This is a genomic window from Rahnella victoriana, assembly GCF_004330295.1.
In the GTDB taxonomy this organism is placed as follows: Bacteria; Pseudomonadota; Gammaproteobacteria; order Enterobacterales; family Enterobacteriaceae; genus Rahnella; species Rahnella victoriana.
Genome location: NZ_SJOJ01000027.1, coordinates 47810 through 68706, shown reverse-complemented (window position 1 = coordinate 68706; position 20897 = coordinate 47810). Strand labels below are relative to the sequence as shown.

Annotated in this window: 16 protein-coding genes; 9 read left to right on the top strand and 7 right to left on the bottom strand. The window is 55.5% G+C overall.

Annotation, left to right across the window (positions count from 1 at the left end; genetic code table 11):
- Positions 1-178 precede the first annotated feature (178 nt).
- The 3 genes from bcsE to bcsG are packed head-to-tail and all read left to right on the top strand — an operon-like array spanning position 179 to position 3658.
- Entirely contained in the window at positions 179-1777 is a 1599-nt protein-coding gene (bcsE, locus tag EYY67_RS19870) for a cellulose biosynthesis protein BcsE (protein WP_131694226.1), read from the top strand.
- A 4-nt stretch (positions 1778-1781) separates the two neighbouring features.
- The gene (gene bcsF, locus EYY67_RS19865) at positions 1782-2015 is read left to right on the top strand and encodes a cellulose biosynthesis protein BcsF (protein WP_095922095.1); all 234 of its coding nucleotides are present in this window, start codon (positions 1782-1784) and stop codon (positions 2013-2015) included.
- Positions 2012-3658 carry a cellulose biosynthesis protein BcsG gene (gene bcsG / locus EYY67_RS19860; protein ID WP_095922096.1) on the top strand — a complete coding sequence of 549 codons (1647 nt, stop codon included), beginning with the start codon at positions 2012-2014 and terminating at the stop codon, positions 3656-3658. Before bcsF ends, bcsG begins: the two co-directional genes overlap by 4 nt.
- 175 nt (positions 3659-3833) lie before the next feature.
- Here the strand turns inward: bcsG and EYY67_RS19855 are convergent, their stop codons facing one another.
- Positions 3834-4532, bottom strand: a complete 699-nt coding sequence (locus EYY67_RS19855) for a FadR/GntR family transcriptional regulator (RefSeq protein WP_095922097.1) — start codon at positions 4530-4532, stop codon at positions 3834-3836.
- A gap of 197 nt (positions 4533-4729) precedes the next feature.
- On the opposite strand from EYY67_RS19855, the gene uxuA reads away from it, so the two are divergent.
- Complete coding sequence (gene uxuA, locus EYY67_RS19850) at positions 4730-5914, top strand: mannonate dehydratase (protein WP_119826135.1); 1185 nt, start codon at positions 4730-4732, stop codon at positions 5912-5914.
- Positions 5915-6080: 166 nt separating this feature from the next.
- On the opposite strand, the gene araC is transcribed toward uxuA, so the two are convergent.
- From araC to EYY67_RS19830, 4 genes are all read right to left on the bottom strand, one after another.
- Entirely contained in the window at positions 6081-7016 is a 936-nt protein-coding gene (gene araC, locus EYY67_RS19845) for an arabinose operon transcriptional regulator AraC (protein WP_095922099.1), read from the bottom strand.
- A gap of 177 nt (positions 7017-7193) precedes the next feature.
- Positions 7194-8198: an L-arabinose ABC transporter permease AraH gene (araH, locus tag EYY67_RS19840; protein WP_095922100.1), complete on the bottom strand. Its 1005-nt coding sequence runs from the start codon at positions 8196-8198 to the stop codon at positions 7194-7196.
- 18 nt (positions 8199-8216) lie between these two features.
- Positions 8217-9803 (bottom strand): L-arabinose ABC transporter ATP-binding protein AraG, encoded by a 1587-nt coding sequence (gene araG / locus EYY67_RS19835; RefSeq protein ID WP_095922101.1) that lies wholly within the window; start codon positions 9801-9803, stop codon positions 8217-8219.
- Between the two features lie 246 nt (positions 9804-10049).
- Positions 10050-11036, bottom strand: coding sequence for an arabinose ABC transporter substrate-binding protein (locus EYY67_RS19830; protein WP_131694225.1), 987 nt, complete (start codon positions 11034-11036; stop codon positions 10050-10052).
- A gap of 416 nt (positions 11037-11452) precedes the next feature.
- Here EYY67_RS19830 and EYY67_RS19825 point away from each other — a divergent pair, with 416 nt between their 5' ends.
- The 5 genes from EYY67_RS19825 (at position 11453) to EYY67_RS19805 (ending at position 18446) form a co-directional block, all read left to right on the top strand.
- Positions 11453-13132 carry a ribulokinase gene (locus EYY67_RS19825; RefSeq protein WP_131694224.1) on the top strand — a complete coding sequence of 560 codons (1680 nt, stop codon included), beginning with the start codon at positions 11453-11455 and terminating at the stop codon, positions 13130-13132.
- A 36-nt stretch (positions 13133-13168) separates the two neighbouring features.
- The gene (araA, locus tag EYY67_RS19820; RefSeq protein ID WP_095922104.1) at positions 13169-14674 is read left to right on the top strand and encodes an L-arabinose isomerase; all 1506 of its coding nucleotides are present in this window, start codon (positions 13169-13171) and stop codon (positions 14672-14674) included.
- 295 nt (positions 14675-14969) lie between these two features.
- The gene (locus tag EYY67_RS19815; RefSeq protein ID WP_095922105.1) at positions 14970-15719 is read left to right on the top strand and encodes an ABC transporter ATP-binding protein; all 750 of its coding nucleotides are present in this window, start codon (positions 14970-14972) and stop codon (positions 15717-15719) included.
- Between the two features lie 77 nt (positions 15720-15796).
- Complete coding sequence (locus EYY67_RS19810) at positions 15797-16738, top strand: ABC transporter substrate-binding protein (RefSeq protein ID WP_207391104.1); 942 nt, start codon at positions 15797-15799, stop codon at positions 16736-16738.
- Positions 16739-16787: 49 nt separating this feature from the next.
- A complete protein-coding gene (locus EYY67_RS19805) occupies positions 16788-18446 on the top strand; it encodes an ABC transporter permease (protein WP_131694222.1) in 1659 nt (552 codons plus the stop codon).
- Here the strand turns inward: EYY67_RS19805 and EYY67_RS19800 are convergent.
- Complete coding sequence (locus tag EYY67_RS19800) at positions 18443-19939, bottom strand: MDR family MFS transporter (RefSeq protein ID WP_131694221.1); 1497 nt, start codon at positions 19937-19939, stop codon at positions 18443-18445. The genes EYY67_RS19805 and EYY67_RS19800 overlap by 4 nt on opposite strands.
- Positions 19940-20068: 129 nt before the next feature.
- Entirely contained in the window at positions 20069-20755 is a 687-nt protein-coding gene (gene bioD, locus EYY67_RS19795; RefSeq protein WP_095922109.1) for a dethiobiotin synthase, read from the bottom strand.
- Positions 20756-20897 lie beyond the last annotated feature (142 nt).

Here is a 20897-nt window from a genome sequence, read left to right as displayed (position 1 = left end):
AATTACTGATACCTGAAACAATGCAAATTGCCGTGACGGCCTAGGCATTTTAGTATCAAACATTATTGTGAAGAATTATGATTATTTAATGTAGCAATGATAGAATTTATTATACTCACATTTATCAGTGTGCCCCAAGCAGACTTTTAATCAAAAATGACACAAGCAGATTAACTATATGGCACATTCCTTTTCATTGGGCAGGAAGCAATTCTGGAATGGATTAGCCCTGATGCAGGCGCAGGGGCTGTACTGGGTCAATACTGACAGCCAGGATGCGGCTTATCGTTTGTGCGGTCAGGCGGTGGATGCCCAGCAAGGCGAGAGCCCGGTCAGTGTATTTTTTCCACAGCACAATTTACTGTGTACGTCGGAAGAAAACAGACTCTCAGACGAGGATATTCTGCTCTCACATTTACATCATTACCCGAAAAAAACCTCTTATTACCAGCTCGCCAAAGGAAAGAAAGCGTTTCTCGCCCTGTCTGCTGATATTAATCGTTTGCCTGCGCAACCGTCGCCCTTCATGATTTTATTACTTCCCGCCAGCGCCTGGCAGGATCTTAATGATAAACAATTCGCCCGCTGGATGAGCGAAATGCAAGCGTCGGCCAATAATAAGGGCGCGACGCTCCTTATTATCTGTTACGGAACTGGTATAAATGCAGTCAAAACTCAGCTGCATTTATATCATCGCAATATATACGGGCTTGCGGATTTAAAAACGGACGTCGAGCCTAACCAGTGGGGCATTTCATGGTGGCATGACCCGCTGGGTGTCGAAGCCAATACGCTGTATCCGCTGACGCCCCGCCAGACCGGCTGGGAAATTCACAAAACCGCCGCGACCTCTGTCTCTGATCAAACCGGCGATGATCAGTGGATGTTGCTGGCTGAGCGGTCGGTACTGGAAGGCGCGCCCGCGCTTTCGGAACGCTGGTTCCTGTTTGATGACAATGATGCGCTGACCGAAAGAGCCTCTCATGCGCGCTCCGCGACCGTGATTTTCGCCCTGCAGGGCAATGATGAGGTGGAAGTGCTGGCCCGTCAGGTTCACCGTCTGCGCATTCAGCGCGGCAACGGGCTGAAAATTGTGGTGCGCGAGATGAATTCGTCATTGCGTTACGTTGACCAGCGTCTGTTACAGGCCTGCGGTGCCAATCTGGTGGTGCCTCATGCGGCACGGCTTTCCAACTTCCTGACCTTGCTGGATGATTTGCAAAATCTCAGTTTCACCCGTCATGTTGCGGAAGATATCGAACTGCTGCTCGACAGCCGTTTGCCGACACATCATAAAGGCTATCTGCCGCTGCCGGTGTTCTGTGAAGTCATGCGCGATATCTGGAACCACGCCACGCTGGCCACCGAATCACGCGGGATTTTGATTTCCCTGCGCCCTGCTGCCGGGATCAGCCCGCAGCAGGCGATGTCTCTGTGTTCCCTGCGCCGTGACGGCGATATTCTGACGGTCACGGAACGCCATCTGTACTTGTTCCTGTCGAACTGTCAGGTCAGCGATGTGGAAAATGTGCTGGCCTTCCTGTTCACTCTGCCGGTGAAAGAGGTATTCACCAGCCAGACGTTCTGGAGTCAGGAGCTGGATATCCAGACGGAGATCCGCCGGCTGGCCGCGAAACCGCCAATGGAAAAACCGGTGGTCGCCGCAGAAACGTTCACACCCCAGAAAACCGGGCCGCTCAGACGCGCACAGGTGCATCAACCTGTTCCCATCACGCTCGCCGTGAGTGACTCGCCTGCGACCAGGGCACCGGAGTAACAACATGGATATTCAGGATATTATTGAAATTTTTATTCTGGCGGCAGTGATTTTCATCCCCGCCGGATATGCGTTGCGCAGCCGTCTGCCGCGCTGGAAAAACCGCTTCGCCACCCGTTTTCTCTCGCCGCGTTATTTAACACCGATGACGGCCAGCATGATCAATAAGAAACGCTCAGGCTCCCCAAAACGGACTGAGGCTTCTCCGGCTACAGGGAACTCCAAAACGTCACTATGAACGAATCGCAATCTTCTTCGCCGCGTTTGCGGATCTGGCAATCCTGGCGCGGCCTGGGTGCCTGGAACTACTATTTTCTGCTGAAATTTGTTCTGCTTTCACAGGGTTATCTGAATTTTGATGCACTGAGCAATCTGGTCTTTGCGGCCATCCTGCTGTTCCCGCTTCGTTCGCTGCGGCTGCACCGCTGGCGACAATGGATCGCCCTGCCTTTCGGGCTGGCGCTGCTGTATCACGACACCTGGCTGCCGGGCTGGCGTTCAATTGTCAGCCAGGGGGCGGACGTCGCCGGATTCAGTGTCAGTTATCTGCTCGAACTGGCTGACCGCTTTATCAACTGGCAGTGGATTGCCGTGGGGTTTGCGCTGCTGGTGGGCTATCTGTTCATCTCGCAGTGGATCCGTCTGACCACGTTTACGGTCGCGGCTTTATTGTGGGTCAACCTGAGCGGCCTGATCACCCCGTTCTTTGCGCATCCTGCGCCACCGGCGGTGGTGCAAAATACCGCCGCAGCCCCGGCAGACGTCGCCCCTTCCGGCACGGATAATACCGTGAATGGCCCGCCGACCAATGCCAATCTGAACGCCTATTTAGAGCAGTTCTATCAGAACGAAAGCCGCAAGGCGACGACGTTCCCGGATGCGCTGCCCGCCGACGCTCAGCCTTTCGATTTGCTGGTGATCAACATCTGTTCGCTGGCGTGGTCAGATCTGGATGCGGTCAATCTTTCCAGTTCACCGCTCTGGTCGCGTTTCGATTATGTGTTCAGCAATTTCAACTCAGCCACGGCCTACAGCGGTCCGGCATCGATTCGTCTGCTGCGCGCCAGTTGCGGCCAGCCGTCGCACCACAATCTGTATCAGCCTGCCGGTCAGCAATGTTATCTGTTCGACGATCTGGCCCGTCTGGGCTTTACTTCCCAGCTGGCAATGGACCACACCGGCGAGTTCGGCAATTACATCGGCAATCTGCGGGATGATGCCGATATGAAAGCACCGCTGATGTCGCAGGCCGGTCTGGGTTATGAACTCACGTCATTTGACGGATCGCCGATTTTCAACGACGGACAGTTGTTCTCCCGCTGGCTGGAGAATCAGCAAAAGGCCGGAACCGCACGTACGGCAACCTTCTTCAACCTGATCCCGCTGCATGACGGCAACCGGTATGTCGGCAGCAATAAAGGCGCGGATTATCACAACCGGGCGCAGACCTTGCTCAATCAGCTGAATACCTTTATGGATCAGCTCGATAAATCCGGCCGCAAAGTGATGCTGGTGGTGGTGCCGGAGCATGGCGCGGCGCTGGTGGGCGACAAGATGCAGATCTCCGGGCTGCGTGATATTCCCAGCCCTTCCATCACCCACATTCCGGTCGGCGTGAAGTTCTTTGGTATGCAGGCGCCGCATGCGCCGTCTCCGATGAAAATCGAGTCGCAGAGCAGCTATCAGGCGATTTCGGAAATGGTGGCCCGCGCAGTGGATGGCAAAGTGTTTACCACCCCGACCATGGACTGGAAAACCTTCAGCGCCAACCTGCCGCAAACGCCGCTGGTGTCAGAAAATGAGAACTCGGTGGTGATGGAATATCAGGGGAAAGTCTACATCCGGCTGAATGGCGGGGGATGGGTGCCCTATCCGAGCTGAGTGAAACCGGTAAACCGGGTTTGACTTTGCTCCTCCCCCTGCGAAGGGGGAGGACGGGAGGGGGTTTTAAGGGCTAAAACCGGGTAAGAGTAAACTTCAGGTTTTAGATTTTGACCTTAATACCCCACCCCAACCCTCCCCTTCGCAGGGGAGGGAGTTGTCCGTCTTTCTGCAGTTATTCTGCAAATAACTGGTCATACACATGCTGTAAATGGCGGCTCATTCTTGCCCGCGCCCCCGCACCATCTTTCGCCAGAATCGCGTCCAGGATCCCCTGATGATCGGCGTTCATTTCGCGGGCGAAATCCACTTCGGTGTAATGGCTTTCCAGGCGCATAAAGCGGCGTGAATGCCGTTTATCCCACAAGTATCCCATCATATCGTGCAGCACTTCGTTGCCGGTCATTTCGCTGATCATCAGATGGAAACGACGGTCTGCTTCGAGGAACGCATCGTTATTGGCATTCAGCTCGTTTAATTCAAGGGCGATCTCTTTCAGTCTGGCGCGCTGATCATCCGTGCCGTTTAACGCCGCCAGTTCGGCGGTCATGGCTTCGTAAACCTGCCGGGCTTTTACCAGAGATTGCAGACTGAACTCTTCTTCGACGGCGGTCGCTGGCACGGCTGGCATCGGCTGTGGCAGCGGATCGCTGACGTATACCCCGTTGCCGGTACGGATTTCCACCCAACCGGTGATCTCCAGGGCAATCAACGCCTCGCGGATCGACGAACGACTGACACCCAGCTGTTTCGATAAATCACGTTCGGAAGGGATCATCGCGCCCGGCGCGAACTGGCCGGTATTAATGCAGTTAATCAAGACATTAGAAATCTGGCGATACAGCCGTTCAACTTTCAGGGTAGGTAATGCCATTATTTTCTCCATGCTCATGCTGAATCCCAGATCTGTTATCCCGGTCACATTAATGATCGGTTTGATGCTGAATTATATGTCGGTCTGATGGCCTGACCAGCAGACCACCTGACCAGACCGCGCATTAAGCTTGAACTTATCACCGGCCATGCGTCAACTATATTCAGAGAGTCAGTTAACAATTTTAAGGAAAACACATGGAACAGACATGGCGTTGGTACGGCCCGAACGATCCGGTTTCACTTGATGATGTGCGTCAGGCTGGCGCAACCGGTGTGGTCACCGCCCTGCACCATATTCCTAACGGTGAAGTCTGGCCGGTAGAAGAAATCAAAAAACGTAAGGCAATCATCGAAGCCAAAGGTCTGGTGTGGTCTGTGGTGGAAAGCATTCCGGTGCATGAGGAAATCAAAACCCGCAGCGGAGAAGTTGAGAAACACATTGCTAACTATCAGCAATCCATCCGCAATCTGGCGGAATGTGGCATCTATACGGTTTGCTACAACTTCATGCCGGTTCTGGACTGGACGCGTACTGACCTGGGCTATCTGCTGCCGGACGGTTCGCGCGCCCTGCGCTTCGACCACATCGCGTTTGCCGCCTTTGAATTGCATCTGCTCAAACGTGAAGGCGCGACCTCTTACTACAGCGCGGATGAGCAAAAACAGGCAGCCGACTATTTTGCGGCGATGACGCAGGCGGAGAAAGATCAGCTGGTGTCTAATATTATTGCCGGTTTGCCGGGCGCAGAAGAAGGCTACACGCTGGATCAGTTCCGTGCGCGTCTGGCGACGTATGACGGCATCGATAAAGCGAAACTGCGTGAAAATATGGCGCACTTCCTGCGCAGCATTGTGCCGGTTGCCGAGCAGTGCGGTTTAAGTCTGGCGGTTCACCCGGATGATCCGCCGCGCCCTATTCTCGGCCTGCCGCGTATTATCTCCACCATTGAAGATATGCAATGGCTGAAAGAAACCGTCGACAGCATCCACAATGGTTTCTGCTTCTGCACCGGTTCTTACGGCGTGCGCGAAGATAACGATCTGGTGAAGATGATGTCCACCTACGCCGATCGCGTGCACTTTATCCATCTGCGCGCCACCCAGCGCGAAGACGTCCCGGGCAGCTTCCATGAAGCCGACCATCTGGACGGTGATGTTGATATGGTGGCGGTGATCAAAGCGATTCTGACCGAAGAACAAACCCGTCGCCGCGCCGGTAATCTGCGCGCCATTCCGATGCGTCCGGATCACGGCCATCAGATGCTGGATGATTTGCATAAGAAAACCAATCCGGGGTATTCGGCGATTGGACGCTTACGTGGATTGGCAGAACTGCGGGGTGTGGAGCGGGCGTTGAAGCAGAGTTTCTTCGCCGGGTAATGTTTTCTCCTCCCCCTGCGAAGGGGGAGACCGGGAGGGGGTTTTAATGGCAACTTCAGATTCAGAGTTGCTTCTGATACCCCACCCCAACCCTCCCCTTCGCAGGGGAGGGAGCAGTATGGCACTTTCACTTTTCCCTCTTCGCAGGGAGGGCGCAAAACAAAACTCAAAAATGATATGCCACGGCATTTTCCTGCTCAGGCCACGGATGTGATTTATAGGGTTTGGCCGGATAGTTGATCTCCACACTTCTGCGACGAAAATCACTCGGACTCACCCCTACCCGTTTGCGGAACACCCGCGAGAAATACAACTGATCGTCATAACCCACCACGCGGCCAATCGTCGCGATGGATTCCTGCGTAGTTTGTAACAGTAATTTGGCGCGGATCACCCGCTGATCTTCACGCCAGCGCAGGATGTTGATCCCGACCTGTTCGCGGAACAGATGCGCCAGACGCGACGGCGACAGGCAGACGTGGCGGGCCACTTCGTCGATGCGCAGTTCACCGGCCAGATTGCCGGTAATAAACTGGCAGGCTTCGATGACACGCGGATCCATAATCTTTTGCGGACTCTGCGGATCTTCCTCCATTGCGCGCAGCAACAGACGCTCCAGCAGATTCATCCCTAACTCTTCGCAGAAACGACGCCCTGATTTTTGCGTTTGCTCGATGTTGGCAAACAGGCGGTCGAACTCCAGCAATAAGGTGTTATTCGGTAAAGAAAGACGGCCGACGTCACGGGTTTTGGTGTGCCATTCCAGCCAGTCGGCCCAGTAGGCGCGCGGGCGGAAATACACCCAGCGGTGATACCAGGAATCCGCATTGGCAGAGCGGCTGTAAAGATGGCGGGCTTTCGGCGGGAACAACAGCAGATCGCCGGGATTGCAATAGAAGGTATCTTCACCGTCGAAGACTTTGCCCTGCCCTTTTACCGTCAGGTTAAGGATGTAACCTTTCATGCCGCCGGGACGGTCAATGGCGAAATCCAGCGGCCCGTCAGCAAGGATCGGTGTCATACCGGCGACCAGATAGGCATTAAAACTGTAACCCGGTAACAGCGGATTTTGCTGTTGATCCTGAATCATACGGTGATACATCGAACCTCCTGAAACTACATAGGGCTATGGACTTTTCATCTATTCTAATCGTCAGTGAAAACGCTGCCAGTAAAGGTTACTGATTTGTGAACAAACACGCGTTTTTACGGCATTTCACCCCTGAAAGCGCGAAATGCCGTGGGTATTACTTTGTGAAAGCGTTATCACAAACCCGCATCAAACGGTCTTTTTCGCTTTCTGTTTGTAGCGGTCGAAGATCACCGCCGCCAGCAGGATCAGACCACGAACCACATACTGCGAGAACGGGGAAATGTTCAGCAGGTTCATGGCGTTTTCCACGGTACCGAGGATCAGGATCCCGGATACCACGTAAGAAATTTTACCAATGCCGCCTTTCAGCGAAACGCCGCCCAGGACGCAGGCAGAGATGACGATCAGCTCGAAGCCCAGTGAGGTCATTGGCTGGCCGCTGGTCATACGCGAAGCCAGAATAATCCCCGCTGCCGCCGACACCAGACCGGACAGCACAAAGATGATGATTTTGGTGCGTACCACCGGCACACCGGCCAGACGCGCGGCATCTTCATTACCGCCAATCGCCAGCGTGTTGCGCCCGAAAGTGGTTTTGTTCAGCAGCAGACCAAAGATGATCAGGCAGCCGACAGTCAGCCAGATTGGCGCAGGCAGCCCCAGCCAGTTGGCATAACCCAGTGTGAAGAAACGCTCATCTTCGATACCAACCGCTTTACCGTCCGAAATGATGTACGCCAGACCGCGCACAATCTGCATGGTGGCAAGCGTGGTGATCAGCGCATTGATTTTGAGACGCGCGATAACAAAACCGTTGAGCAAACCGGTCAGCATCCCGAGCAGCAAACCCGCACCCACGCCGATCCACAGGCTTTCGGTCATGTTGATCACCACGGCGGTGGTGACACCCGCGCAGGCAATCACCGAGGCCACGGACAGGTCGAAGTCACCGGAAGCCAGACAGAACAGCATCCCGCAGGCCACCATGCCGGACATCGAAATCGCCAGCCCCAGCCCTTTCATGTTGATGAAGGAACTGAAATTTGGCACGAAAATGGTACAGGCGATAAACAGCACGGCGAACACCACTAACATGCCGTAGCTGTCCCAGATACGCATCAGACCTTGCCCGCCACGGGAAGCGGCTGAAGGTTGATCCGGTTTGGCTGAATTGGTTGTCATACTCGACATAATATTTTTGCTCCTCAGTCAGGCAGCGTCAGGGGCAGAATCAAGGTCTGGCGTTCGCAACATGGCGAGCCCCAGTGCTTTTTCTTCGGTGGCGTCGTCATGCAACAGTTCGCCGGAGATTGCGCCTTCGCGCATCACCACAATTCTGTCGGCCAGACCCAGCACTTCCGGTAAATCACTGGATGCAAACAGCACCGCGATGCCTTGTTTTGCCAGTGCGTAAATCACGTTGTAGATTTCATGCTTGGCACCGACGTCGATCCCGCGCGTCGGTTCATCCAGCAAAATGACTTTCATTTCTTCCGACAACCAGCGGCCAAGAATGGCTTTTTGTTGGTTACCGCCGGAAAGATTCATAATCAGCTGCTGGTCGCTGGGGGTTTTGATATTCAGCGCATCGATGTGTTTACGCGCGTTTTTCGCCTCCCAGGCGTTGTTGATCAGACACCCCGCTTTCACCGTTTTGCGGCGGGCGCTGATGTTGATGTTGTCGCGCACGGAGTGCACCGGAATGATGCCATCGGCTTTGCGGTCTTCCGGGCAAAGCATGATGCCCTGACGGATCGCATCTGCCGGTTTACGGATGTTCAGCACCGCGCCATCCAGCCGGACGGTGCCGCCGGTAATGCGCGTGCCGCCAAACAATCCCTTCATTAACTCACTGCGCCCGGCCCCCACCAGCCCGAACAGGCCGACGATTTCCCCCTGACGTACGGTCAGGCTAACCGGCGTTCTCACGCCCGGCGCTTTCACCTCATTCAGTTCCAGACGAATGTCGCCGTGCGGACGCGGCGCATAGCCATAAATGTCATCCAGGTTACGGCCTACCATCGCCTGCACCAGCTTGCTGTTATCCACCTGAGACATATCATCAAAGGTGCGCACATAGCGTCCGTCTTTGAAAACCGTGACAGCGTCACTTAATGCAAAGATTTCTTCCATACGGTGTGAGACATACAAAATGACGCGCCCTTCTGCCCGTAACTCACGGATAACGCGGAACAATTGTTCAATTTCACGGGCAGACAGCGAGCTGGTTGGCTCATCGAAGGCAATGATTTTGGCATTGCGCGCCAGTGCCTTGGCGATTTCCACCATCTGCCACTGGCCGATGGAAAGGTATTTCAGCGGCGTATCCGGATCGATATCCAGCCCGAGATGTTCGAGCTGAAGTTTGGTTTCATAGCGCAGCAATTTACGGTTTACGAAACCGTGTTTACTTGGCAACTGGCCGAGGTAAATGTTCTCTGCCACCGTCATTTCCGGCACCAGATGCAGTTCCTGATAAATGATGGCCACACCGGCATCGAGCGCATCCGTGGTATGGCTGAACGCGACCGGCTGGCCTTTGATATGAATACTGCCCTGCGAAGGCTGATAGTTCCCGCTGAGGATCTTCAGCAGCGTGGATTTACCCGCGCCGTTTTCGCCCATCAGCGCATGAATTTGACCGGCGTAACAATTGAATGAAATACCGTCCAGCGCTTTCACGCCCGGAAAAGTTTTGCCAATGTCATGGAATTCCAGATACGGCCTGGCCGCATCAAACTCCGTCAGTGACGGTGTCAGCAAAGGCGTCTTATTATCGAAAGATTGCTGAGTCATAGTGGCTACCTGGAAGTTGAGTAAGTATGGATGCACGCCACTGCACAACAGAAAGCAGTTCGTAAAACTTCCTGTCGTCCGCCATGCAGCAGCGTTATCTAATGCTCGTTTAACTCGCTATTCCTCTAAATCATTCGGGTTGCAGGAAGGCGGCAAGTTCGTGAATCCCCGGGAGCTTACATAAGTAAGTGACCGGGGTGAGCGAACGCAGTCAACGCATCTGCAGCCCGAAGGATGACGAGGAAATTACATTAAGCCTTTCTTCTTCAGCTCATCTTTGAAGTTATCGCGGGTGATCAGCACAACATCCGTCACTTCGGTAAATTTCGGTGGTTCAACGCCTTTGGTTACCCATTCGTTCAGCATCTGGATACTTTTATAACCGTGGATATCCGGGCTGGGTAACAGGGAACCGTAGAAGCCGGTTTGCGCGCTTTTTGACAGCTCATTGACCGCATCCACACCGTTGATGCCGATGCCGATCACGTTAGCGGCTTTAAAGCCCTGACCTTCTGTTGCACGCACGCCACCCAATACGGTGTTGTCGTTCATGCCGATGATCAGCCAGTTTTTCACTTCAGGATGCTGCACTAACAGCGAGTTACCGGCATCCAGTGCGCCCGGGATATCGTTAGATTTGGTGGGCACTTTGTAGATTTGTTTTTCCGGGAAGCCAGCCGCTTTCAGCGCGTCCATGGAACCGGAAGTACGACGACGTGCGGTGTCCAGCTCATCGGCAGTAATCGCCATTACGCCGGTATCAGCAGCTTTCCAGCCACGTTTTTGCATTTCTTTATACAGTTCCTGCCCCTGACGCTCACCGATTTTGGTCGCGGCCATCATCACTAATGGCACTTCTTCCATTGGCTTGCCTTTGGCATTCACGAACTGGTCATCCACCTGGATCACTTTCATGTCATAGCTGCGCGCTTTCGCCATGATGGCTGGCCCGAGACGCGGATCCGGCGTACAGATGACAAACCCTTTCGCGCCATTGGCCGCCAGACTGTCGATCGCGTTCAGGGTTTTTTCACCATCCGGCACGGCGATTTTGATCACGTCGAAATGCAGATCTTTCCCGGCTTTATCTGCGAAACGCCATTCAGTCTGGAACCACGGCTCTTCCGGTTGCTTGACCAGGAAGCCAAGCTTCGGATTCTCAGCCGCCATAGCTGAATGTGACATAAGGGCAGCTAACCCGACCGCCGCTAATGCCTTAGTGAATTTATGCATGATGTTCTCCGACTTTTATTGTTGTTTTTCACAATCGCAGTCCGAAATCTGGTGGTTTTGCGCAATCATGAAAACGTTATCAGTAGCGTAAGGAAACAAAGTGAATGTGCGGCGAAGTCCTGTCTGTAGCGGATTGACGTCACACTTTCTTGTAAGACGGGTTAAGTTTTAGCGGTAATTTTGCAAAGGAATGTAGAGCGTTATCACACGGCAGGAAAACAGCAGGATTGTGCATAGATATAGCGATTTTAGCCAAACGCTAACATTTGACCAACCTCACAGAAACATCACGGGGAGCAGATTTGTGCATACTTCCAGCTAACGCCTCCTCACTCCCTTTTTTCCATCCTCCTACTGTTAGAGCAATTCGATTCGCCGCCGTAATGACTACGGCAAACCTGAAGGAGTGAGAAAGAATGACGCAAGGTGCGATTGCTCTTGGTCTTGATTTTGGCAGCGATTCCGTCCGTGCCCTGGCAGTGGATTGCCAGACCGGTGCCGAGATGGAAACCGACGTGGTGTACTACCCGCGCTGGAATGAAGGTCGCTATTGTGAAGCGGCAAAAAATCAGTTCCGCCACCATCCGCTCGACTATATAGAAGCCATGGAACAGGCGATTAAAAACGTGGTGCAGCGTCTGGGCAGCGAGCGTGCGGCGCGTGTGGTGGGGATCGGCGTCGATTCCACCGGCTCCACGCCGGCACCGGTAGACAGTGAAGGCAACATTCTGGCGCTTAAGCCGGAGTTTGCCGAAAATCCGAATGCCATGTTCGTGCTATGGAAAGATCACACGGCAATCGAAGAAGCCGAAGAGATCAACCGCCTGTGCCGCAGCGGCGATTTCCCTGACTATTCCCGCTATATCGGCGGCGTGTATTCCTCCGAATGGTTCTGGGCGAAAATCCTGCACGTTTCCCGTGCCGATGCCTCCGTGAAAGAAGCCGCCGCCTCCTGGGTTGAGCTGTGCGACTGGGTGCCCGCCCTGCTTTCCGGCACGACCGCACCCGATAAAGTAGTGCGCGGTCGTTGCAGCGCCGGACACAAAATGCTCTGGCATCCGTCCTGGGGCGGCCTGCCACCAAAGGATTTCTTTGCCGCGCTCGATCAGCTGCTGGTGGAACATCTGCCATACCCGCTGTTTACCGACACGGTCACTGCCGAACAGGCCGTGGGCACCCTGACGCCGGAATGGGCGCAGCGCCTTGGCTTACCGGCCAGCGTGGTGCTTTCCGGCGGCGCATTCGACTGCCATATGGGCGCAGTCGGCGCGGGCGCACAGCCGTATACGCTGGTCAAAGTGATCGGTACGTCCACCTGCGACATTCTGATCGCCGATAAAGAACGGGTCAACGACCGGGCTATTGCCGGGATTTGCGGACAGGTCGAAGGCAGCGTGGTACCTGACATGATCGGGATGGAAGCCGGACAATCCGCTTTCGGTGATATGTACGCCTGGTTCAGTCGTCTGCTGAGCTGGCCGCTGATTCAGGCGGCCAAAGCCCATCCTGAAATGGCACCACAACTGACCAGCCTGCAAAAAAACCTGCTGTCCGATCTTACCGCCGCGTGGGCAGCCAGTCCGAAACTCGATCACCTGCCGCTGGTACTCGACTGGTTTAACGGTCGCCGGACACCTTTCGCCAACCAGCGTCTGAAAGGCGTGATTACCGACATCAATTTAGGCACCGAAGCGCCGGAACTGTTCGGGGGCTTTATCGCGGCGACGGCCTTTGGCGCGCGCGCCATCATGGAGTGTTTCGAACAGCAGGATATTCCGGTGGAAAACGTCCTGACGCTCGGCGGTATCGCCCGTAAATCGCCGGTCATCATGCAGGTTTGCGCCGATGTCATGAACCGTCCGTTGCAGATTGTCGCCTCCGATCAGTGCTGCGCGCTGGGCGCCGCGATTTTTGCCGCCGTCGCCGCCGGAGAGTTCAGCGATGTGCCTGCCGCTCAGGAAAAAATGGCCTGCAGCATCGAACGCACCCTGCTGCCGGACCCGCAGCGCGTCGAACAATATCAGCGCCTGTACGAACGTTATCAACAATGGTGTGCCAGCACAGAACCGCTGTTTGCAGCGAAACCGGCGCATTAATCCCTATTTTACCTATCCGATATTCAGGAGTTACAAATGGACGCGTTTAAACATCTCGAAGTGTGGTTCGCCATTGGCAGTCAGCATCTGTACGGACCGGAAGCATTACGTCAGGTAAAAGAGAACGCCGAGAAGGTGGTCAATAGCCTGAACAGCGAAGCCGGTTTGCCGGTCAGACTGGTACTTAAACCACTGGTCACCACGCCGGATGAAATCACTGCGCTGTGCCGCGAAGCCAACTACGACAATGCCTGCGTGGGGATCATCACCTGGCTGCACACCTTCTCCCCGGCCAAAATGTGGATCGCCGGTCTGAGCATCCTGCATAAACCGCTGTTGCAGTTCCATACGCAATTCAACGCTGAAATTCCTTGGGAAACCATGGACATGGACTTTATGAACCTGAACCAGACCGCACACGGCGGCCGCGAGTTCGGTTTCATCGGCGCCCGTATGCGTCAGCAGCACACCGTGGTCGCCGGTCACTGGCAGGATGGCGAATCCCATCGCCGTATCGCCCAGTGGATGCGCGTTGCAGCAGCGAAAAACGAAAGCCAGCACCTGAAAGTGGCGCGTTTTGGCGACAACATGCGTGAAGTGGCGGTAACCGAAGGCGATAAAGTCGCGGCACAAATCCAGTTCGGCTACAGCATCAACGCGTACGGGATCGGTGACTTGGTCAGCGTGATCAACGAAGTCAGCAAAGGCGATATTGATACGCTGATTGAAGAATACGAAGCCACCTACCGCCTGACCGACGCCGTGAAACTCAACGGTGAACGTCGTGAGAATCTGCTGGATGCGGCAAAAATCGAGCTGGGGATGACCCGTTTCCTCGAACAAGGCAAATTCGGTGCGTTCACCACCAACTTTGAAGATCTGCACGGCATGAAGCAATTGCCGGGGCTGGCGGTTCAGCGTCTGATGCAAAAAGGCTACGGTTTCGGTGGCGAAGGCGACTGGAAAACAGCAGCCCTGCTGCGCATCATGAAAGTGATGGCCAGCGGTCTGAAAGGCGGCACCTCGTTCATGGAGGATTACACCTACCACTTCAAACCGGGCAACGATCTGGTGGTCGGCTCGCACATGCTGGAAGTGTGTCCGTCGATTGCCAAAGAAGAAAAACCGCTGCTTGATGCGCAGTACCTCGGCATAGGCGGCAAGGCGGATCCGGCGCGTCTGATCTTCTCCACCCCGGCAGGCCCGGCGGTCAATGCCAGCGTCATCGACATGGGCGACCGTTTCCGTCTGCTGGTCAATCTGGTGGATACCGTTGAACAGCCACATCCGTTGCCAAAACTGCCTGTGGCCCGCGCGATCTGGAAAGCCCAGCCATCACTGGCCACGGCGGCAGAAGCCTGGATCCTCGGCGGCGGCGCGCACCATACCGTGTTCTCACAGGCGCTGGATATCGACGCCCTGCGGTTGTATGCGGAACTTACCGGGATTGAATTGCTGGTGATTGATAACGACACCACGCTGCCGGACTTCAAGAATCAGATCCGCTGGAATGAGGTGTATTACAAGCTTTGCAATCGCTGATTTATTTGCTCCTCCCACTTCAAAGAGCCGTTTTTCTTTGCTCCTCCCCCTGCGAAGGGGGAGGCCGGGAGGGGGTTTTAAAGCCAAACACTCTGTAAAAGCACACTTCAACTCTTTGATTTTTCGTTAATACCCCACCCCAACCCTCCCCTTCGCAGGGGAGGGAGTCGTCCCAGTCAGTCTTCACCTTTCGTACGCCTCCCCGACAAGAACCCACACAAACTGTCATCCGTCCGTCACATTCCCCCTTTACGCTCACCCCCACAATTAAATCCCAAAGAGGATAGTACCAACCATGATCATTCCAGCTCATACCAGCGGGAATGCGCCGTCGCGCATGTCTTCTCCTCCTGCTATCGCCATTCATCAGGTGTCCCATTTCTTTGGGAACAATCAGGTACTCAATCACGTCAATTTATCCGTGCCGGAAGGGACGGTTCTCGCGCTGCTTGGCCCTTCGGGCTGCGGAAAAAGCACGCTGCTGAAAATGCTGGCGGGGTTACTCCATCCCGCGTCGGGGCAGATCAGTTTCGGCGGCGATATCGTCGCCAGCGGAACATTCAGCCTGCCGCCGGAAAAACGTAATCTCGGCATGGCGTTTCAGGATTACGCCCTGTGGCCGCACATGACCGTGCGCCAGAACGTCGCGTTTCCGTTGCAGATGCGCGGTATCCGTGGCGCGGTGCAACAGGAAAAAGTGATCGCCGCACTGGCCCGCGTCGGGCTGGCGGATTTCGCCTCGCGCCGCCCTGCTGAACTTTCCGGTGGTCAGCAACAGCGTGTGGCACTGGCGCGGGCAATTGTCGCCGAGCCACGCATTTTGCTGTTCGACGAGCCGCTGTCGAACCTTGATCGTGACCTGCGCGAAAGTCTGTGCGACGAAATGGCGACCCTGCTGCGCCAGCTCGGCACCACGGCGGTGTATGTCACCCACGATCAGCACGAAGCCCGCACACTCGCTCACTGCATCGCGCGGATGGATAAAGGTGCGATCGTCAGCATTGACCAGACTGACCCTTCCGTTGTTTCCCCTTTTGTTGCTTAACCTTTGATGGAATGAAAATGATGAACCGCACACACAATAAAACTCCTCACACGTTCTCCCGTACCAAAACAGGCGTAATGACAGCAATGACTCTTTCTCTCGCAATGGCCGCCGGCAATGCGCAGGCGCTGACGCTCTATACCGCCGGGCCGGGTTCTCTGGCCAAAAAACTGGCCGCAGGCTATGAAAAACAAACCGGCGTGAAAGTCGATGTGTTTCAGGCAACCACCGGCAAAGTGATGGCGCGACTGGAAGCCGAACAGGCCAACCCGCGCGCGGACGTGTTAATTTCGGCGTCCTGGGATACCGCCACCGATCTTGAACAGCGCGGCTGGCTGCTCGAATACCAAAGCCCGAATGCGGAACAGGTTCCGGCGCAGTTCAAAACGCCGTATTACGTCGCTCAGGGAATTTCCGCACTGGGGATTGTGTGGAACACCAAAAGCGGCACCACGGAACCGAAAGACTGGGGCGATTTAGCCAAACCGGAATTCAAAGACAAAGTCACCACGCCGGACCCGTCGCTTTCCGGTGCTTCTCTGGATTTGCTGATCGGGTTACAAAATGCTCACGCGCAACAGGCATGGACGCTGTTTGAAGATCTGAAAGCCAACGGCATGATCATCGCAGGGCCAAACGCACAGGCACTGACGCCGGTGTTACAGGGAGCGAAAGCCGCCGTGTTCGGCGCGGTGGATTATGTGTCTTACGCCAGCGTGCAGGACGGTGAATCGGTCAAAGTGATTTTCCCGGAAAGCGGCACGGTGATCGCCCCGCGCCCGATGATGATCCTCAAATCCAGCCAGCAACAGAAGGAAGCCAAAGCCTTTATCGATTACGCACTGTCTGCGGAAGGTCAGAAACTGGTCGCCGATGCCTGGCTGATGCCTGCCCGTAGCGATATCGAGGCCAAACGTCCGTTGTTTAAATCACTGAAATTATTACCGGAATCCTCACAGGCTTCTGCGTCACGTAAAGAGGTTCTCGACCGCTTTGCGAAACTGTTCGGCCAGCAATAATTCCTTCCCGGGCTGTGTTAAAAAGCAGCCCGCTTCTGAGATGTAATCAATGAATAGAAATGCTTTCCTGCCGGTCGTGACGGGTATTGCGCTGTTGCTGCTGGTCGCGGTACCGGTCAGTTTTGTGATTTTACAGGCGGTCTTTCCCCATCTCGATACCGGCAGTTATTCCGCACCGTTCAGTGCTTTTAGCCGCGTGTTCGCCGAACCTCAGTTACAGGAACTGTTTGCCACCACATTAAAAGTCGGTCTGGGTGTGGCGCTGTGCAGCGGGCTGATTGGCGTACCGCTCGGTGCCTTGCGTGGCCTGTTCGCGCTGCCCGCCGCCGCGCTGTGGGATATCCTGTTTCTGGTGCCCTTCCTGCTGCCGCCGTACATTGCCGCGCTGTCGTGGATGCTGGCGTTACAGACCAACGGTTATGCGCAGCAACTGCTGCCGTGGCTGCATCTGAATGATTTTCTGTTTTCCCTGCCGGGCATGGTAGCGGTGATGACGTTGAATGTGTTCCCGGTGGTGTATTTCGCGGTGTCACGCAGCATGGCCGCCAGCGGTAGTCGTCTGGCCGATGTCGCGCGCATTCACGGCGCGGGGCCGTGGCGGGCGTTTATCCGTATCACGTTGCCGATGGCGTTACCGGCTATCGCCTCCAGCCTGCTGCTGGCGTTTACCCTGTCGATTGAAGAGTACGGCGTACCCGGTGCGCTGGGGTCGCGCAGCGGTATCCTGATGCTGACTACCGGCATTGAACAGCGCCTTGCCGACTGGCCGGTTGATTTGCCGGGCGCGGCGGTGCTGTCGCTGATGCTGGTGGCAATGGCGCTGTGTGCTTACAGCGTCCAGCGCGCCGTGCTGGCAGGCAAAAATGTCGAAAGCATGACCGGCAAACCGGCGGACGTGACACAAAAACCGCTGGCGGGCTGGACGCTACCGGTGCTGATACTCTTTACCTGTGTCGCGCTGATCGCCGTCGCGCTGCCGGTGGTCTCCATGCTGGCCACGGCGTTTTCGCGCACCCTGTCCGGCGGCTTGTCGGTATTAAACCTGACCCTGCGGCATTTTGGCAATCTGTTTGCCGCCCACGGCGACGCGCTTGGTGCGTTGTCGACCAGCCTCAGTCTGGCGCTGGGCACAGCGCTGATCGCCGGGGCGACAGGCTTTCTGGCCTCGTGGCTGGTGGTGGCGCGTAAAATTCGCGGGGCGGCGATGATCGACGGGTTGTCGCTGTTACCGGCCGCGTTGCCGGGGATTGTGGTCGGTGTCGGTCTGATTCTGGCGTGGAACCGCAGCTTCTGGCCGGTCACGCCGTATAACACCTGGGGCATTCTGCTGCTGGCGTATTGCTGCCTGCTGCTGCCTTATCCGGTGCGCTATGTCAGCGCGGCGCTGAAGCAGATTGGTGGCAATCTGGATGCCGCCGCACGGGTGCATGGCGCGACGGCGGCACAGACATTACGGCTGATTTTGCTGCCGCTGGTATTTCCCAGCCTGCTGGCGTCGATGATGATGGTGTTTGCCGTGGCGTCGCGCGAACTGGTGACTTCCCTGCTCTTGTCACCGGCGGGCGTACAAACGGTGTCGGTGTATGTCTGGCGGCAGTTTGAACAGGGTTCGGTGGGCGATGGTATGGCGATGGCGTCGGTGGCCGTGTTTATCAGCCTGACGCTGATGTTAATCGCCGTCAGGCTGCAACAACGGCCTGCGGCTTAGCTTTCCCGCTGAGGTTCAGTATGCGGGCGGTCGCCGGACGGGATCAGTAAACCGGCGGCGACTGCCAGCACAGAAATCACCGCCGAGACCACGAACACCCAGTGCAGCGAGGCGGCCACGCTGTCGGTCAGCGCGCTCAGTTGCTGGCTACCCATCGTGCTGCGGGTGGCTTTCTCCATCAGTTGCTGCACCGGATCGTTTACCTGTGGCAGGCGGTATTCAAGATTGAGATTCAGCGTCGCCCCCAGCACCGCCGTGCCGATGGCGGAACCAAGCATACGGGTAAAGAGTGTGGACGCGGTCGCAATGCCGCGGATAGCCGGTTCCACACTGTTTTGTACCGAAACAATAAAAGTGGTGTTAGAAAGCCCCATCCCTGCGCCAATCGAAAAGGCCGCCAGCCGCGCCATCCATAAACCGGACGATGGTGAAAGCAGCAGCAACGCCAGACTGCCGCCCACCAGCAATACTCCGCCAGTGACCGCCGTTGCGCGGTACGAGGTTGCCCGCATCAGGCGGCCACTGAACATACTCGCCAGCGGCCAGCCGATCGACATCAGCGCCAGTGTGGTGCCCGCCTGTAGCGGTGTGCCGCCGAGAACGCCCTGAACATAGGTGGGTAAAAACGCGCTGATCCCCATCATGGTCGCGCCGATGATCAGACCCCCGACATTACCGGCAATAATCACCTTACTTTCCCACAGCGCCAGCGGGAATAACGGCTCCGGCGTTTTACGCTCCTGACGGATAAGCAGTAATCCGCAGCACACGGCAAACGCGATCAGCGCCAGCGCCCAGTAACCCAGCACTTCGGCCTGCAACAGCGCCAGCAATAATGCCGCGACAGAAAGGGTCAGATAACCGGTACCGGCCAGATCCAGCTGATGCGGTTTACGCTGGCCGTCGGGCGGCAGGTATTTCACCAGAATGACCATCGCCACCAGGCCGATCGGCACATTCACCCAGAACACCACCGCCCACGGAAAATGCGAGACTATAAACGCGCCCATCAGCGGCCCGACGATTGCCGACACGCCCCAGACACTCGACAAATACCCCTGCGCTTTCGCCCGCTCCTGCGGGCCATACACATTGGCAATCAGCGTGGTGGCTATCGGCGTGATCGCTCCGGCACCCAGCCCCTGCAAGGCACGAAAACCAATCATCCAGCCAAGAGAAGGCGCAAATCCGCACAGCACGGAGCCGATCAAAAACAGCGTGGTGCCGATGAGAAACATTTTGCGGCATCCGTAGAGATCGGCCAGTCGCCCGTAAACCGGCACAGTGATCGCCTGCGTCAGCAGATAGACCGCAAACACCCAGCCCAGCAGCGAGAAGCCGCCGAGATCACCGATAATGGTCGGCATCGCGGTCGCCACAATGGTCACTTCCACGGCGGCCATGAACATCGACAACATGCAGGCGGTCAGAATGAGGGGGCGGTGAGAAGATTTAACAGCAGATGTGTTTACATCAGAATGATTGACGGCCATGTTCCCTGTTTTCTTTAGACTTGTCTTGATGAATGCACTCAGGCAGATACCCGATTATAGACAAAAAAGAGGCGCTGAGTTGTGCACTCAGCGCCTCTTCAGGACAGATTTTCCGTGACAACGTCACCGTCAGGCTTTTGCCAGCGTCTTCAGATTGAAGCTGGACAGGTCGATAAACTTCGCCATATCGCGACTTTCCGCCCGGGGCAGATACGGAATTTCCCCCAGCAGCGGCGCGGAAATATTGGCGCTGATGGCGTCAATGGTTTCCTGATAGTGTGCCAGACACGGGTTGATGCGGTTCGCCACCCAGCCCAGCAGCGGCAGTCCGTCGGCAATAATCGCTTGTGCGGTTAATAAGGCATGACTGACACACCCTTCCTGAATACCGACCACTAATACCACCGGCATATTTTGCTGGCGTACCCAGTCAGAATATAAAAGATGTGGGGTAATCAATGTCCTCCAGCCATCACAACCTTCTACAACAACAGAATCCGCCTCTTCACGCATGAAATTGAGGCCATTCGTCATTATTTCAAAAACATTATCCGGGATATGACTGGCATAAATATCTTCATCCGTTAATGCCAGTGGCGTTATTTTATTAAAAGGATAAGAAATAGAAGATGACTGCTGGAGAGTTACCGCATCTTTATTTCGAACCCCGTCGGCCAGCTCCTGGCTGCCAGTTGCAATAGGTTTATAGCCTAAAACGCAGCGATGCTGCGCGGCTAAGGCCTGAAGCAAGGCACGTGTGACAATGGTTTTACCTACACGGGCATCCGTACCCGTGACGAAAAAGTGCGTTAACATGGAATTCAGGCTCCGGGATCTCTCCGTCTTATTGAAAGATAGTCTCCGGTAAGAAAACCGCGCCAGAGACAAAGTAACGACAGAAAGTCTAGGCGATGCGGGATGAGAGCGGTTTGCGTTAGCGCAATGTTTTGTTGACTGA